The organism is Acidothermus cellulolyticus 11B (assembly GCF_000015025.1).
GTDB lineage: Bacteria > Actinomycetota > Actinomycetes > Acidothermales > Acidothermaceae > Acidothermus > Acidothermus cellulolyticus.
Map to the genome: position 1 here is coordinate 286,728 of NC_008578.1, position 15,185 is coordinate 301,912.

Annotated in this window: 12 protein-coding genes; all 12 read left to right on the forward strand. The window is 66.3% G+C overall.

All coding sequences use genetic code 11. The features are described 5' to 3' along the window. Nucleotides 1-42: 42 nt before the first annotated feature. The 12 genes from ACEL_RS01400 to ACEL_RS01455 are packed head-to-tail and all read left to right on the forward strand — an operon-like array spanning nt 43 to nt 15,143. Entirely contained in the window at nt 43-1,365 is a 1,323-nt protein-coding gene (locus ACEL_RS01400; protein WP_011719107.1) for an NADH-quinone oxidoreductase subunit D, read from the forward strand. Then, a complete protein-coding gene (gene nuoE, locus ACEL_RS01405) occupies nt 1,362-2,171 on the forward strand; it encodes an NADH-quinone oxidoreductase subunit NuoE (protein ID WP_011719108.1) in 810 nt (269 codons plus the stop codon). Before ACEL_RS01400 ends, nuoE begins: the two co-directional genes overlap by 4 nt. Further along, nucleotides 2,168-3,472 (forward strand): NADH-quinone oxidoreductase subunit NuoF, encoded by a 1,305-nt coding sequence (gene nuoF / locus ACEL_RS01410; RefSeq protein WP_011719109.1) that lies wholly within the window; start codon nt 2,168-2,170, stop codon nt 3,470-3,472. Before nuoE ends, nuoF begins: the two co-directional genes overlap by 4 nt. Further along, nucleotides 3,472-5,964 (forward strand): NADH-quinone oxidoreductase subunit G, encoded by a 2,493-nt coding sequence (locus ACEL_RS01415; RefSeq protein ID WP_011719110.1) that lies wholly within the window; start codon nt 3,472-3,474, stop codon nt 5,962-5,964. The genes nuoF and ACEL_RS01415 overlap by 1 nt, the downstream gene beginning before the upstream one ends. A gap of 3 nt (nt 5,965-5,967) precedes the next feature. Then, nucleotides 5,968-7,323 (forward strand): NADH-quinone oxidoreductase subunit NuoH, encoded by a 1,356-nt coding sequence (gene nuoH, locus ACEL_RS01420; protein ID WP_011719111.1) that lies wholly within the window; start codon nt 5,968-5,970, stop codon nt 7,321-7,323. After that, on the forward strand, nt 7,316-7,915 hold the full coding sequence (gene nuoI / locus ACEL_RS01425; protein WP_011719112.1) for an NADH-quinone oxidoreductase subunit NuoI: 600 nt from the start codon (nt 7,316-7,318) through the stop codon (nt 7,913-7,915). The genes nuoH and nuoI overlap by 8 nt, the downstream gene beginning before the upstream one ends. Next, nucleotides 7,912-8,739: an NADH-quinone oxidoreductase subunit J gene (locus ACEL_RS01430; RefSeq protein WP_011719113.1), complete on the forward strand. Its 828-nt coding sequence runs from the start codon at nt 7,912-7,914 to the stop codon at nt 8,737-8,739. Before nuoI ends, ACEL_RS01430 begins: the two co-directional genes overlap by 4 nt. Then, a complete protein-coding gene (nuoK, locus tag ACEL_RS01435) occupies nt 8,736-9,035 on the forward strand; it encodes an NADH-quinone oxidoreductase subunit NuoK (RefSeq protein ID WP_011719114.1) in 300 nt (99 codons plus the stop codon). Before ACEL_RS01430 ends, nuoK begins: the two co-directional genes overlap by 4 nt. A 30-nt stretch (nt 9,036-9,065) precedes the next feature. Then, the gene (nuoL, locus tag ACEL_RS01440) at nt 9,066-10,970 is read left to right on the forward strand and encodes an NADH-quinone oxidoreductase subunit L (RefSeq protein WP_011719115.1); all 1,905 of its coding nucleotides are present in this window, start codon (nt 9,066-9,068) and stop codon (nt 10,968-10,970) included. A 5-nt stretch (nt 10,971-10,975) separates the two neighbouring features. Next, on the forward strand, nt 10,976-12,499 hold the full coding sequence (locus ACEL_RS01445) for an NADH-quinone oxidoreductase subunit M (RefSeq protein WP_011719116.1): 1,524 nt from the start codon (nt 10,976-10,978) through the stop codon (nt 12,497-12,499). After that, entirely contained in the window at nt 12,499-14,058 is a 1,560-nt protein-coding gene (gene nuoN, locus ACEL_RS01450; RefSeq protein WP_011719117.1) for an NADH-quinone oxidoreductase subunit NuoN, read from the forward strand. The genes ACEL_RS01445 and nuoN overlap by 1 nt, the downstream gene beginning before the upstream one ends. Before the next feature lie 53 nt (nt 14,059-14,111). Then, complete coding sequence (locus tag ACEL_RS01455; RefSeq protein WP_049751546.1) at nt 14,112-15,143, forward strand: polyprenyl synthetase family protein; 1,032 nt, start codon at nt 14,112-14,114, stop codon at nt 15,141-15,143. Nucleotides 15,144-15,185: the final 42 nt, after the last annotated feature.

Consider the following 15,185-nt stretch of genomic DNA (forward strand, 5'->3'; position numbering starts at 1 on the left):
GGTTGTGATGACGGGACGACGAGCCGAGGAGCACGAGCGACGATGACGACAACCGACCCGTTCGACGTCCTCGATCCGACCGCCCCGGTGTACACGGTCACCGGCGGCGACTGGCAGGACATTGTCAGTGACATTGCCGACCGGCATCCGGATCGGATCGTCGTCAACATGGGTCCGCAGCATCCGTCGACGCACGGCGTGCTGCGTCTCGTCCTCGAACTCGAGGGAGAGACCGTCACCCAGGCCCGGGTGGTCGTCGGATACCTGCACACCGGGATCGAGAAGAACTGCGAGTACCGCACCTACACCCAGGCGGTCACGTTTCTCACTCGGGCAGATTACCTTTCGCCGCTGTTCACCGAGACCGCCTACTGCCTGGCCGTCGAGAAACTCCTCGGCATCACCGACCAGATTCCGGAGCGGGCGAACGTCATCCGCGTCATGATGATGGAGCTCAACCGCATCGCCTCCCACCTGGTCTGGCTCGCCACCGGCGGGATGGAGATCGGCGCGCTCTCGGCGATGCTCTACGGTTTCCGTGAGCGTGAGATGATCCTCGACATCTTCGAAATGATTACCGGTCTGCGGATGAACCACGCCTACATCCGGCCCGGCGGGGTCATCCAGGATCTGCCGCCCGGCGCAGTGGAGAAAATCCGGGAATTTCTCGACATCATGCCGGCCCGTATCGACGAATACCATGATTTGCTGACCGGCCAGCCGATCTGGGTGCGGCGGTTGAAGGGCGTTGGATATCTCGACCTCACCGGAGCGGTCGCACTCGGCGCCACAGGCCCGATCATGCGGGCGGCCGGCTACCCGTGGGATCTGCGCAAAGTGGCGCCGTACTGCGGTTACGAGACGTATGACTTTGAGGTCCCGACGCAGACGGACGGGGATTGCTTCGCGCGTTATCTCGTCCGCATGGACGAAATGCGGGAGTCGCTGAAAATTATCGAACAGTGCCTGGACCGGCTGCGCCCCGGTCCGGTCATGGTCGAGGACAAGAAAATCGCCTGGCCGGCGAAACTCGCCCTCGGCCCGGACGGCATGGGCAATTCCCTCGACCACATCCGCCACATCATGGCGACGTCGATGGAAGCGCTCATCCACCACTTCAAACTGGTCACCGAGGGTTTTCACGTGCCGCCCGGCCAGGTGTACGTGCCCGTCGAATCGCCGCGCGGCGAGCTCGGCGTCCATCTGGTGAGCGACGGAGGCACCAAGCCGTACCGTGTGCACCTGCGGGAACCATCGTTCGTTAACCTGCAGACCGTGGCTGCGGTCTGTGAAGGCGGCATGGTCGCCGACGTCATTGCCGCGGTGGCCAGCATTGATCCGGTGATGGGTGGGTGTGACCGATGACGGCGAACGGCGCAACGCCCGGCGGAGTGCCGCCCGCGCACGACGGCACGGGTGCGGCGGCGCACCGCACGCCGCTCATTGCCTTCGATCCGCGGCTGGGACCGGCGGCTGCCGCGGCGGATCCGCTGTCGGCCGACGCGCAGCAACGGATTCGGGAGCGGGCGGCGCAGGTCCTTGCGCGCTATCCGCGGCCGCGGTCGGCCCTCATGCCGTTGCTGTATCTCGTCCAGGCGGAGCAGGGGTACGTGTCCGCGGACGGCATTCGGCTTGTCGCGGACATTCTCGGCCTCACCACGGCGGAAGTCACTGCGGTCGCCACGTTCTACACCATGTACCGTCGCCGGCCGTGCGGAAGGTATCTCGTCGGGGTCTGCACGAACACGCTCTGCGCGATTCTCGGGGGTGATGCGATTTTCGACGCCCTCCGGGAGCATCTCGGCATCGAGAACGGGGAGACGACCCCGGACGGCGCGGTGACGCTCGAGCACATCGAATGCAACGCGGCGTGCGACTACGCGCCCGTCGTGATGGTGAACTGGGAGTTCTTCGACAATCAAACCCCGGCGAGTGCGCGCGAATTGGTCGACCGCCTGCGGGCCGGTGACCCGCCGATGCCGACCCGCGGTGCACCCCTGCGCACGTTCACGGAGATTTCGCAGCTTCTCGCCGGTTTTCCCGACGATTTGGCGGACGCCGGCCCGTCCGCAGGCCCGGCATCCCTCGCCGGCTTGGAGTTGGCCCGGTCACGGGGTGAGGCGGCGCCGCCGTTCCCCACCGAGAATGCGCCCCGGGAGGAGGGGGCATGAGTTTCCGGCTGACCCCTGTCTTGACGGCGACCTGGGGCACGGATCGGTCGTGGACGATCGACGCGTACCACCAGGCCGGCGGATATCAGGCGTTGCGCAAGGCTCTCGCGATGAGTCCGGACGCCGTGCTCCAACTGGTCAAGGACTCCGGCCTGCGCGGCCGGGGCGGCGCCGGTTTCCCCACAGGAATGAAGTGGGGATTCATCCCGCAGGGCGACGGAAAGCCGCACTACCTCGTCGTGAACGCTGACGAAAGTGAACCGGGGACGTGCAAGGACATTCCGCTGCTCATGGCCACCCCGCACACCCTGATTGAAGGCGCGATTATCGCCTCGTATGCGATCCGGGCGCACCAGGCCTTCATCTACATCCGCGGCGAGGTCGTGCACGTCATCCGCCGGTTGCTGCGTGCGGTGGAGGAGGCTCGCGCGGCGGGTTACCTGGGACGGGATATTCTCGGCTCCGGCTTCGACCTCGACATTACGGTGCACATTGGTGCCGGAGCGTACATTTGCGGGGAAGAGACGGCTCTGCTGGAATCGCTCGAAGGGTATCGCGGCCAGCCGCGGCTCCGCCCGCCGTTTCCCGCCACCGCTGGGTTGTACGGCTGCCCGACCGTCATCAACAATGTCGAGACGATCGCGAGCGTCCCGGCGATCGTCCGCGGCGGTGTCGAGTGGTACCGCTCGATGGGGACGGAAAAATCCCCCGGATTCAAGATTTTCTCGCTCTCCGGTCACGTCGCCCGGCCCGGCCAGTACGAGGCGCCGCTCGGAATCACCCTGCGTGAATTGCTGGACGCCGCCGGCGGCATGCGGGAGGGTCACGAATTGAAATTCTGGACTCCCGGGGGTTCCTCGACCCCGCTCTTCACCGCGGAACACCTCGATGTCCCGCTTGATTTTGAGGGACCGCCGCAGCACGGCTCGATGCTCGGCACCACCGCCCTGCAGATTTTCGACGAGACGACCTGCGTGGTCCGCGCCGTGAAGCGGTGGTGCGAGTTCTACGCGCACGAATCCTGCGGGAAATGCACGCCGTGCCGGGAAGGCACGTTCTGGTACGCGCAGATTTTCGACCGGCTGGAGAAAGGCCTCGGCACCGCTGAAGACATTGAGACCTTGCTCGATTTGTCGGACAACATCCTTGGGCGGGCGTTCTGCGCCCTCGGCGACGGCGCAACCAGTCCGGTGACCTCGTCGATTCAGTATTTCCGCGATGAGTACATCGCGCACTACGAGCAGGGCGGCTGCCCGTTTGACCCGGTGGCGTCGACAGTTTTCGCGGGAGCGGGTGTCTGATGACGGTGACGAACGAACGAACGACATCGACGCCGGCGGCGCCGGAGCTGGTGACGCTCACCATTGACGGCTTTGAGATTTCGGTGCCGAAGGGCACCCTGGTCATCCGAGCCGCGGAGATGCTCGGCATTCAGATTCCGCGGTTCTGCGAGCACCCCCTTCTTGACCCGGTCGGCGCCTGCCGGCAGTGTCTGGTCGAGGTGGAAGGACAGCGAAAGCCGCTCGCCTCCTGCACGACGACGGTGACCGAGGGCATGGTGGTGCGCACCCAGTACACTTCGCCGGTCGCCGAGAAGGCCCAGAACGGCATCATTGAGCTGCTGCTCATCAACCACCCGCTGGATTGCCCGGTCTGCGACAAGGGCGGCGAGTGCCCGTTGCAGAACCAGGCGATGACCAACGGGTACGCCGAGTCCCGGTTCCATGACGTCAAACGCACCTATCCAAAACCGATCGCCATCTCCGCGCAGGTGCTGCTGGACCGCGAGCGGTGCGTCCTCTGCACGCGGTGCACCAGATTTGCGCAGCAAATCGCCGGCGATCCGTTCATCGAGATGTTCGAACGGTCGGCGCTCGAGCAAGTGGCGGTTTACGAGGATCAACCGTTCCAGTCGTACTTCTCCGGGAACACCATCCAGATTTGCCCGGTCGGTGCACTGACCGGGACGCAGTACCGTTTCCGCGCCCGCCCGTTCGACCTCGTGTCCACCCCGAGCATCTGCGAACACTGTGCCTCCGGCTGCGCCCAGCGCAATGACCACCGCCGCGGCAAGATGCTCCGCCGGCTCGCCGGCTCGGACGCCGACGTCAACGAAGAGTGGAACTGCGACAAGGGACGTTGGGGATACACCTACGCGTTCCTGAGTGACCGGTTGGAAACGCCTTTGGTGCGCGGCAGCGACGGGAATTTAGCCCCCGCATCGTGGCCGGAGGCGCTCCAGGCGGCCGCCCGAGGCTTGGCGGCGGCGCGGGGACGGACCGGCGTCCTCGTCGGCGGACGGGTCAGTACCGAAGATGCCTACGGGTACGGGAAATTTGCTCGCGTCGCGCTGGAGACCAACGACGTGGACTTCCGCGCCCGGCCGCACTCCGCCGAGGAAGCCGAGTTTCTCGCGGCGGTCATCGCCGGGCGGTACCTCGACGTCACCTATGCCGACCTGGAGAGGGCACCGGCCGTCCTCCTGGCCGGCTTTGAGGCCGAGGAGGAATCCCCCATCGTCTTCCTGCGGTTGCGGAAGGCCGCCCTGAAGCGGGGCACCCGCGTCTTCTCCATTGCTCCGCTGGCGACGCACGGGCTGGTGAAGATGTCCGGCCGGCTGCTCGGGTGCATCCCGGGCGGCGAAACGGGGTTGCTCACCGCTCTCCGGGACGGCGTCCCGCCGGCCCCGCCGTCCGGCGTCCCGCCGGCCGACTTCGCTGCGGATTTCGCCGCCGCAGCGGAGCTGCTCCGGCAGCCCGGGTCGGTCGTCATCGTCGGGGAACGGCTCGCCGCCGTCCCCGGTGCGCTCACCGCAGCCGCCGCCCTCGCCGACACGACCGGGGCACGCATTGCGTGGATTCCCCGCCGAGCCGGGGAGCGCGGCGCCCTGGAAGCGGGTGCGCTGCCCAACCTGCTGCCCAGCGGCCGGCGTCTCTCCGATCCGGATGAGGCGACTCCGGTCGCGCTCCGCTGGGCCTCGTCGCTGCCCACCCGCCCAGGCCGGGACACCGCCGGGATGCTGCGTGCGGCGCTCGACGGTGAACTCACCGCTTTTGTCGTCGGCGGCGTGGACCTCGACGACCTGCCGGATCCCGAGGCCGCCCATGCCGCCCTCCAGGCCGCTGCGTTCGTGGTGAGCCTCGAACAGCGGCGGAGTGCGGTGATGGAGTACGCCGACGTCGTCTTCCCGGTCGCCACGGCGATGGAGAAATCAGGGACATTCCTCAACTGGGAGGGTCGTTCTCGTCCGTTTGAGGCGTCCTTCCCGGAGGTCGGGGCGCTCTCGGACTATCAGGTGCTCAACGCCATCGCCGATGCGATGGACGTCCACCTCGGCCTGCCGGACCTGGCGACCGTGCGGGCGGAGCTTGCCGCACTGGCTGTCGACCGGACACCGGGTCGTGCGCAGGTCGGGTCGTCGTACGCCGCGGCGGAACCGGCCCGGCCTGGTCCGGGAGAGGCGATTCTCGCAACGTGGCACGAACTGCTGGACCGTGGCCGGCTGATGGACGGGAACCCGTACCTGGCCGCAACCGCGAAACCGGTGCGCGCGCAGCTTTCGCCTGCCACCGCGGCCCGGCTCGGTGTCCGATCCGGCCGCCCGATTACGGTATCCACGGCACGTGGTTCCATCACCGTGCCGGCGTACGTCACACCGATGGTCGACGATGTCGTGTGGCTGCCGACTCGATCAGCCGAGTACCAGGTGTACCGGTCCCTTGGCGTGCCCGCCGGGGCCGTGGTCGCCGTCCGGCCGGCTGATGAGGGCGCGCAGCCGGGGGAGAGGGGCTGACCGGTGACCGTGACGACGTTAGGACACCCGCTCGCCCCGGTGTTCGCGGCCGCCCCGTTATCCCCGCCGACGCATCGGGACATCTGGTGGTTAATCATCGTCAAGACGCTCGGTGTCTTCGCATTTCTCGTGCTGGCGACGCTTTTCATGATCTGGGCGGAGCGGCGGGTCGTCGCCCGGATGCAGCAGCGCATCGGCCCGAACCGGGTTGGGCCGTTCGGGCTCCTGCAGAGTCTGGCCGACGGCCTGAAGCTTGCCTTGAAAGAAGACATCGTGCCGACGCTGGCCGACAAGGCGGTGTTCATTCTTGCGCCGGTTATTTCGGCGACGCCGGCGTTTCTTGCCTTTGCCGTCATTCCATTCGGCCCCACCGTCTCCATCGCCGGGCATCACACGAATCTGCAGCTCACCGACCTGCCGGTTGCCGTCCTGTTCGTCCTTGCGATGAGCTCACTTGGCGTGTACGGGATTGTGCTGGCCGGCTGGTCGTCCGGCTCACCGTACCCGCTGCTGGGCGGTGTACGGTCGGCCGCTCAGGTGGTGAGCTATGAAATTGCGATGGGGCTGTCGTTCGTCGGGGTTTTCTTGTACTCGGGTTCGCTGTCGACGTCCGACATCGTCGCCGCCCAGGCCCATCGGTGGGGGATTCTCTGGGCCGGGGTCTCCTTCGCCGTCTACGCCATCGCCATGGTCGGTGAGACGAACCGGGCGCCGTTCGACCTGCCGGAAGGCGAGACGGAAATTGTCGGCGGTTTCCACACCGAGTACACGTCGCTGAAATTCGCCCTCTTCTACTTGGCCGAGTACATCAACATGGTCACCGTGTCGGCGTTGATGACCACGCTCTTCCTCGGCGGCTGGCGGGCGCCGTGGCCGCTGTCGCTCTGGTCGCAGGCAAACGTCGGCTGGTGGCCGGTGCTGTGGTTCCTCATCAAATTGGGCATCGTGCTCTTCGTCTTCATCTGGCTTCGGGGCACGCTGCCGCGGTTCCGTTACGACCAGTTCATGCAGTTCGGATGGAAGGTGCTCATTCCCGTCAACCTGACGTGGATTCTGGTCGAGGCGGCCATCCGGGTGGTGAACGTGAGCAATTGGCGGGTCTGGGTCATCCCGTTCGCCATATTCCTCGCCCTCGTCGCCGTCGGCACGTACGTCGCCGATCTGGTGCGTCAACGCTCCGAAGTCGGTGACGGCGGCCCGATCCTCGGGCCGGCCCTGGTGCCGAACCCCGACAGCCCTTACCCGATTCCCCCGCTTCCCGGTCAACGTCCACTCGTCGGAGTGCTGGAGGCTCGAACGGACGATTTCCCTGTGGGATCGGCTGCGGAACCGCGGAACGGAGGTGACGGCGATGCCTAACATACTTCCCGGGCCGCTCCGCGGCTTTGGCGTCACATTCGGCACGATGTTCCGCCGGGTGACCACTGAGCAGTATCCGGACGAGAAGAAGCCGACGATGCCGCGCTACCACGGGCGGCACGTGCTCAACCGGCACCCGGACGGTTTAGAGAAATGCATCGGGTGTGAGCTCTGCGCCTGGGCGTGTCCCGCGGACGCCATTTACGTGGAGGGCGCCGACAACACCGAAGAGGAGCGCTACTCTCCGGGCGAGCGGTACGGCCGGGTGTATCAGATCAACTATTTGCGGTGCATTTTCTGCGGGTACTGCATCGAGGCATGTCCGACGCGGGCGCTCACGATGAGCAACGAGTACGAACTCGCCGACGACAACCGCGCGGACCTCATCTACACGAAGGAGCAGCTGCTGGCTCCGCTGGCGCCGGGGATGGAACCGCCACCGCACCCGATGCGGCTCGGGGACACCAAGGACTATTACCGGGGCACGCCGGCGGCTCACATGCTGAGCGGTGAGGACGACGCTGCGTCGGAGACGACGCTGGACCGGAGCGACGACCACTCCGCGACGTACGAGGAAGCGGAACGCCCATGAACGCGACGACTCTCGCGGCGATGCACACCTCGGGCACCGAGGCGGCGCTCTTCTGGGTACTCGGCCCGATTGCCGTACTCGCCGCCCTTGGTGTGGTCTTCGCCCGCCACACGGTGCACGCCGCCCTGCTGCTCGGCGGCGTCATGCTGATTTTCGCGATTTTCTACGCCGCGCAGGACGCCCCACTCATCGCGTTCGTCCAAATCATCGTGTACACCGGCGCCGTGATGATGCTCTTTCTCTTCGTTCTCATGCTCATCGGCGTCGACACCAAGGAACGGCTCGTCGAAACACTCCGCGGGCAGCGGCTGGCGACCGTCTTCGCCGGGATCGGTTTTCTCCTGCTTCTGCTCGCCGGACTCGGCAATGCGGCGATTGGAACCAGTGCGGGCCTGCACCAGGCGAATTATCCGACCAACGCCGTCGGCCAGGTGCAGACCGGAGGGAACATCTACCAGGTGGCGAAACTGCTGTTCACCCGGTACGTCTTCGCGTTCGAAGTCACCAGCGCCCTGCTGATTACCGCGGCATTGGGGGCCATGGTCCTTGCCCATCGCCAGCGGGTCGGCCGGCGCCGCACCCAGTACGAGATGATGCGGGACCGCTTCCGGCGCGGTGCGCATCCGACTCCGCTGCCGGGTCCGGGCGTGTACGCCCGGCACAACGCCGTTGACACGCCCGCGCTGCTCCCCGACGGATCGTTCGCCGAACTCAGCGTGCCGAGCCGGATCCGTGAGATCAGTGAGGAGCAGGGACGCCGGCCGGTCCCGTCATCCCTTGGCGCCGGTCCGGCATCGGCGTCCGGTGAGGAGGAACCGCGATGAGCCCCATGTACTACCTGTACCTGTCGGCCGTGCTCTTCACCCTGGGCGCCGTCGGCGTGCTGCTCCGCCGCAACGCCATCATCGTGTTCATGTGCGTGGAGTTGATGCTCAACGCGGCGAATCTCGCGTTGGTGACGTTCTCCCGGATCAACGGCAATTTGGACGGGCAGGTGATGGCCTTCTTCGTCATGGTGGTCGCCGCCGCCGAAGTGGTGGTCGGCCTCGCCATCATCGTCGCTATCTTCCGGACGAGACGGTCCGCGTCGGTCGACGACGCGAATCTGCTGAAGTACTGAGGTTTCCGGCGACCGAGAGAGGTAGGTTCCGTGCTCACCCCGCATTCGGCGAGCGGCATCTTCAGCCTGACATGGCTCCTCGTCGCCATTCCGCTGGTCAGCGCGGCTGTGCTCATCATCGGCGGACGCCGGACCGACGGTTGGGGGCATCTCCTCGGCGTGGCCGCCCCGCTGGCCGCGTTCGTCCTTGGCGTCATTGAGTTTGCGGCATTCCTCGGAAAGTCTGCCGCCGAGCGGAGTCTGGACAACCACGTCTTCGGCTGGACCATCGTCAACGGGTTCCACGCCGACATCGGCCTGCAGGTCGATGCGCTCTCCATCTCCTTCGTTCTGCTCATCACCGGCGTCGGGTCACTCATTCACATTTATTCGATCGGATACATGGCGCACGACCCCAAGCGCCGGTTGTTCTTCGGCTATCTCAATCTTTTCGTCGCCGCCATGCTGCTCTTGGTCTTGGGCGACAATTACCTCGCGCTGTACATCGGCTGGGAGGGTGTCGGTCTCGCCTCCTACCTGCTCATCGGCTTCTGGTCCTACAAGCCGTCGGCAGCGACCGCGGCGAAGAAGGCGTTCATCGTCAACCGGGTCGGTGACTTCGGTCTATCCGTCGCCATCATGCTGATGTTCGCCACCTTCGGAACGTTCACCTTCTCCGGGGTCTTTGGCGCGGTGCACGGCGCGGACAGCGCGACGCTGAACGCCATTGGACTCCTCCTCCTGCTGGGTGCGTGCGGAAAATCCGCGCAGGTGCCGTTGCAGGCGTGGTTGCTCGACGCGATGGAGGGCCCGACTCCGGTGTCGGCGCTCATCCACGCCGCGACGATGGTCACCGCCGGGGTGTACCTCGTCGCCCGCTCGAATCCGATTTTCAACGCCGCACCGAGCGCACAACTCGCCGTCGCCGTTGTCGGTGCCGTCACCCTGCTCTTCGGCGCCATCATCGGGTGCGCCAAGGACGACATCAAGAAGGCGCTGGCGGCCTCCACGATGAGTCAGATCGGGTACATGACCCTTGCCGTCGGGCTCGGACCGGCCGGATATGTCTTCGGCATCGCCCACCTGTTGACGCACGGTTTCTTCAAGGCGGGGCTCTTCCTCGGCGCCGGTTCGGTGATGCACGCCACCAACGACGAAGTGGACATGCGCCGGTTCGGCGGGCTGGCCCGGCCCATGCCGGTGACGTTCGCCACCTTCGGGCTGGCGTATCTGGCCATCATCGGATTCCCCGGGTTCTCCGGCTGGTTCACCAAGGACGCCATCATTGACGCCGCGTATCACAAGGGCGGCACGTCCGGGTTCCTGCTTGGCAGCGCTGCGCTCGTCGGGGCGGGGATCACCGCCTTTTACATGAGCCGGGTGGTTTTCATGACCTTTACCGGGCGTCCCCGGTGGAGCGACGACGTCCACCCGCATGAGGCGCCGAAAGTCATGACCTGGCCGATGATTGTGCTCGCCCTCGGCTCTGTCGGGGCCGGCTACGTGCTCATGCTCGGCAACCGGTTCGCGGACTTTCTCGCACCAGTCGTCGGCAGGCCCGAGGAATCGTCGGTGAATCCGGGCAGCACGCCGGGGCTGGTGACCCTTGCCGCGATGGTGGTCGGTGTGGCGATCGCCGCCCTGCTGTACCTGCGCCGGCCGGTGCCGGCGGTTGCGCCGGCCGGTTCGCCGGTGACGGTCGCCGCCCGCCGCGACCTGTACGGCGATGCGTTCAACGAATCGGTCTTCATGCGGCCGGGGCAGTACCTGACGCGGCTGCTCGTCTTCTTCGACAACAAGGGAATCGACGGTTTCGTCAACGGACTCGCCGCCTTTCTCGGCGGAACTTCTGGACGTCTCCGGTACATCCAGACCGGGTTCGTCCGCTCGTATGCCTTGTCGATGCTGGGCGGTGCCGCGATTCTCGTCGCCGCCTTGCTGATGGTGAGAGGCTGATCGCGATGCCCTGGTTGACGGTCATCGGCGCTGTTCCGCTCGTCGGGACGGCGGTCATCGCCGCGCTGCCGAAGGAACGGCCGGAGCTTGCCAAGCGGACGGCGCTCGCCACCACGCTCGTCGTCCTCGCGCTGACCTGCGTGGTCGCGGCGCGCTTCAACGTGAACGGTCCGCGGTTCCAGTTCACCGAGGATGTCAAGTGGATTCCGGCGTTCGGCATTCATTACGCCCTGGGTGTTGACGGGATCGCCGTCGTGCTCCTCCTCCTCACCGCCGTCCTGTGGCCGATTGTGATTCTCGCGTCTTGGCAGGAATGCGAGGAGAGCCGGCGGAGCGTCAAGACGTATCTCGGTCTCTTCGTGTCCATGGAGACCGTCCTGATCGGCGTTTTCGCGGCGACGGACCTTTTCCTCTTCTACGCGCTCTTCGAAGTCATGCTGATCCCGATGTACTTCATCATCAGCAGCCGCGGGACCGCGCGTTCGTCGTACGCCGCGATGAAATTCCTGCTGTACAGCCTGGCCGGCGGTCTGCTCATGCTCGCCGCGGTGATTGCGCTGTACGTGCTGGGTCCGCACAGTTTCCGGTACGCCGACCTGACCGGACTCCACCTGCCGACAACCGACGAGCGCTGGCTTTTCCTCGGCTTCTTTGCGGCCTTCGCGGTGAAGGCGCCGCTCTGGCCGCTGCACACCTGGCTGCCGGACGCGGTAACCGAGGGGCCGGTGGGCGGCAGTGTCCTCCTGGTCGGCGTCCTCGACAAGGTCGGCACGTTCGGTTTTCTCCGCTACTGCTTGGGTCTCTTCCCGCAGGCCTCACACTGGTTCGCGCCGGTCGTCATCGTTCTCGCCGTGATCGCCGTGCTGTACGGCGCCCTGCAGGCGATCGGCCAGCGTGACCTGCTCCGGTTGATGGCCTACGTCTCGGTCTCACACTTCGGCCTCATCAGCCTCGGCATTTTCGCCTTCACCAGCCAGGGCCAGAGTGGCGCGACGCTGTACATGGTGAACCACGGCTTCTCCACCGGCGCGCTGCTGCTCATCGTCGGATTCCTCATCGCCCGGCACCGCACGCGGGGTATTCACGATTTCGGCGGTATCCAGCAGGTGGCGCCGATTCTCGCCGGCACCTTCCTCCTCGCTTGCCTCTCCGGACTCGCGTTGCCGGGGCTCAATACCTTCGTGAGCGAATTCCTGGTGCTGGTCGGCACGTTCACGCGGTACAAGGTGGCGGGCGGCCTGGCGACGGTCGGCATCATCCTCGCCTCGATTTACATGCTGGTGATGTACCAGCGGACGATGACCGGGCCGGTCTCCCCGCGGGCACGGGAATCCCGGGATTTGTCGCTGCGTGAGCGGTTCGTCATCGCGCCGCTGGTCGCAGTGATCGTCGCGTTGGGTTTCTACCCCGGTCCGATTCTGGACATCATCAAGCCGGCGGTGGCCGCTACCTTGCAGCAGACCCATGACACCGATCCACAGCCGGTGGTACAGCCGGCGGCGATTGCCATTCGCGGAGGGTCCTCGTGATGAGCTTTTACGCTGCGGCGAATCCGAACGCCATCCCGGCGCCGCACATCGAGTACCGGGCGTTGCTGCCGATGCTCATCGTGTTCGGCGTGGCGTGCGCCGGCGTGCTCGTCGAGGCGTTCGTGCCTCGGGCGCAGCGCGCTCTCACCCAGACGGTGCTTGCCCTCGGTGGGCTCGTGGCCGCACTGATTGCAGTGGTGTCGAACACCGGGCTGCCGCGCAAGCTCGTCGCGCAGAGTGCGATCGCCGCCGATGGTCCGACGCTTTTCATTCAGGGCACGATTCTGGCGCTCTCGATCGGCGCGCTCCTGCTCATCGCCGATCGCAGCATCGGGGCGGACAGCGATTTCGTCGCGCAGGCCGCCGATTTGCCCGGCTCCGAGCAGGAGCGGGCGAGCGTGCAGGCCGGGCTTCGACAGACCGAAGTCTTTCCGCTGGCCATGTTCGCGGTCGGCGGGATGATGCTCTTCCCCGCCGCCAACGACCTCATCACCGCATTCGTCGCCCTGGAAGTCCTCTCGCTGCCGCTGTATCTTCTCGCCGGCATGGCCCGCCGACGCCGCCTGCTCTCGCAGGAAGCGGCGGTCAAATACTTCCTGCTGGGCGCGTTCTCCTCCGCGTTCTTCGTATACGGATTAGCTTTGGTCTACGGGTACGCGAAATCCGTTGAATACGGCGACATCGCCACGGCGCTGACGGCGTCGGACCGCGGCGATTCCCTCATCATCGTCGGGCTTGCGCTCATCGGCATTTCGCTGCTCTTCAAGCTTTCCGGGGTTCCGTTCCATTGGTGGACGCCGGACGTCTACCAAGGCGCTCCCACACCGATCACTGCGTTCATGGCCGCCGGGACGAAGGTCGCGGCGTTCGGCGCGTTGCTCCGGGTGTTCTTTGTCGCGTTCGGCGGCCTGGCATGGGACTGGCGCCCGGTGATCTGGGGCGTGGCGATCGCGACGATGGTGGTCGGCGCGATCCTCGGTATCACCCAGACCGACGTCAAGCGGCTGCTCGCGTACTCCTCCATCGCGCACGCGGGATTCGTGCTCACGGCGTTCGCCGCCACGACCCGGGCCAGCGAATCGAGCGTCCTCTTCTACCTGGTGGCGTACGGCTTCATGACGATCGGCGCCTTTGCCATTGTGATCTTGGTGCGAGATGGTGATGGTGAGGCGAATCACCTCTCCCGTTGGGTCGGCCTCGGCCGGCGTTCCCCGCTGGTGGCCGGCATTTTCGCCCTGTTCCTCCTCGCCATGGCCGGGCTGCCCCCGACCAGCGGTCTGTGGGCGAAGGTGGCGGTCTTCACGGCTGCCTACCAGGGAGGCGCCGGACCGCTGGTGATCGTTGGTGTGCTCGCCAGCGCCGTCACCGCCTACTACTACCTGCGAATCATCGTCTTGATGTTCGCGCAGGAGCCTGCGGTCGAGGGGCCGACCGTCGCGGTGCCCGGCGCGTTGGCCTCGGCGGCGATCGCTCTCGGCGTCATCGTTACCGTGGTGCTGGGAATCGTGCCGCAGCCGGTACTGGATCTCGCGGACAAGGCGGTGCCGTTCCTGCGCTGATCCGTGCCGATGACGCCTGGGAGACGCCGATCCGCATGACGCAGAGCACCGGTATGACCGGTTTGGACATCGGCGCAAGCACCGGGCCGGCGGAGGCCGGCCTCAGTATGGTGATCCCGGACGCCGGCCTCCGTACCCGGGTGCGCGACGGGTTGGAGGCGGTCGAGACCCTGCTGCGTCAGGCGGTACGGTCCAGCGGCTATCCGTTCTTGACCGAAACGTCCCGGCACCTGGTCGAGGCCGGCGGTAAGCGGTTCCGGCCGCTGCTGGTGCTGCTTGCCGCTGAGTACGGCGACCCGACCGCACCCGGCGTCGTTCCGGCTGCCGCGGTCGTCGAGCTCACCCACCTGGCCACGCTGTACCACGACGACGTGATGGACGAGGCGGTGGTACGGCGCGGCACGGCCAGCGCCAATGCCCGCTGGTCCAACACGATCGCGATCCTCACCGGCGATTTTCTCTTCTCCCGCGCCTCTGATCTGTTAGCCGATCTTGGTCCGGAGGCGGTGCGCATCCAGGCTCGCACGTTCGAACGTCTCGTGCAGGGCCAGATCCGGGAGACGCTCGGGCCGGAGGAGGGGGTTGATCCGGTCGAGCATTACCTGCGGGTTGTCGCGGACAAGACCGGCTCGCTCATCGCGACCGCGGCGAGGTTCGGGGCGATGTTCTCCGGGGCGCCCGCCTGGATCGTCGACGTGATGGTCACCTACGGGGAACGGATCGGCACGGCGTTTCAGCTCTCCGACGACCTGCTTGACGTCATGAGTGATTCGACGGAATCCGGAAAGGCTCCGGGCACCGATTTGCGGGAGGGCGTGCGGACCCTGCCCGTGCTGCACGTTCTGCGGTCGATGGGACCGTCCGACGGCCGGCTCCGCGAGCTGCTGAACGGGGATCTGACCGACGACGAGCGGCATCGGGAGACCCTCGCATTGCTCCGCGCCCATCCGGCGATGGAACGGGCCCGGGCTGACCTTCGGCGCTGGGTCAGCGAGGCGCGGGCCGCGCTGGAGCCGTTACCTGACCAGCCCGCGACGCAGGCGCTGCAGCGATTGTGTGACTTTGTCCTCGCCCGCACCGGATGAGCCGGACCGCGCGCAGCACCGCCGGAGGACAGCCGTGACTAC

Excerpts from the sequence above, each read along its gene's own strand:
- ACEL_RS01400 (WP_011719107.1), top strand. The coding sequence starts at position 43 with ATGACGACAACCGACCCGTTCGACGTCCTCGATCCGACCGCCCCGGTG.
- ACEL_RS01430 (WP_011719113.1), top strand. The coding sequence starts at position 7,912 with ATGAACGCGACGACTCTCGCGGCGATGCACACCTCGGGCACCGAGGCG.
- nuoI (WP_011719112.1), top strand. The coding sequence starts at position 7,316 with ATGCCTAACATACTTCCCGGGCCGCTCCGCGGCTTTGGCGTCACATTC.
- ACEL_RS01455 (WP_049751546.1), top strand. The coding sequence starts at position 14,112 with ATGACCGGTTTGGACATCGGCGCAAGCACCGGGCCGGCGGAGGCCGGC.
- nuoK (WP_011719114.1), top strand. The coding sequence starts at position 8,736 with ATGAGCCCCATGTACTACCTGTACCTGTCGGCCGTGCTCTTCACCCTG.
- ACEL_RS01445 (WP_011719116.1), top strand. The coding sequence starts at position 10,976 with ATGCCCTGGTTGACGGTCATCGGCGCTGTTCCGCTCGTCGGGACGGCG.
- nuoF (WP_011719109.1), top strand. The coding sequence starts at position 2,168 with ATGAGTTTCCGGCTGACCCCTGTCTTGACGGCGACCTGGGGCACGGAT.
- nuoN (WP_011719117.1), top strand. The coding sequence starts at position 12,499 with ATGAGCTTTTACGCTGCGGCGAATCCGAACGCCATCCCGGCGCCGCAC.
- ACEL_RS01415 (WP_011719110.1), top strand. The coding sequence starts at position 3,472 with ATGACGGTGACGAACGAACGAACGACATCGACGCCGGCGGCGCCGGAG.
- nuoE (WP_011719108.1), top strand. The coding sequence starts at position 1,362 with ATGACGGCGAACGGCGCAACGCCCGGCGGAGTGCCGCCCGCGCACGAC.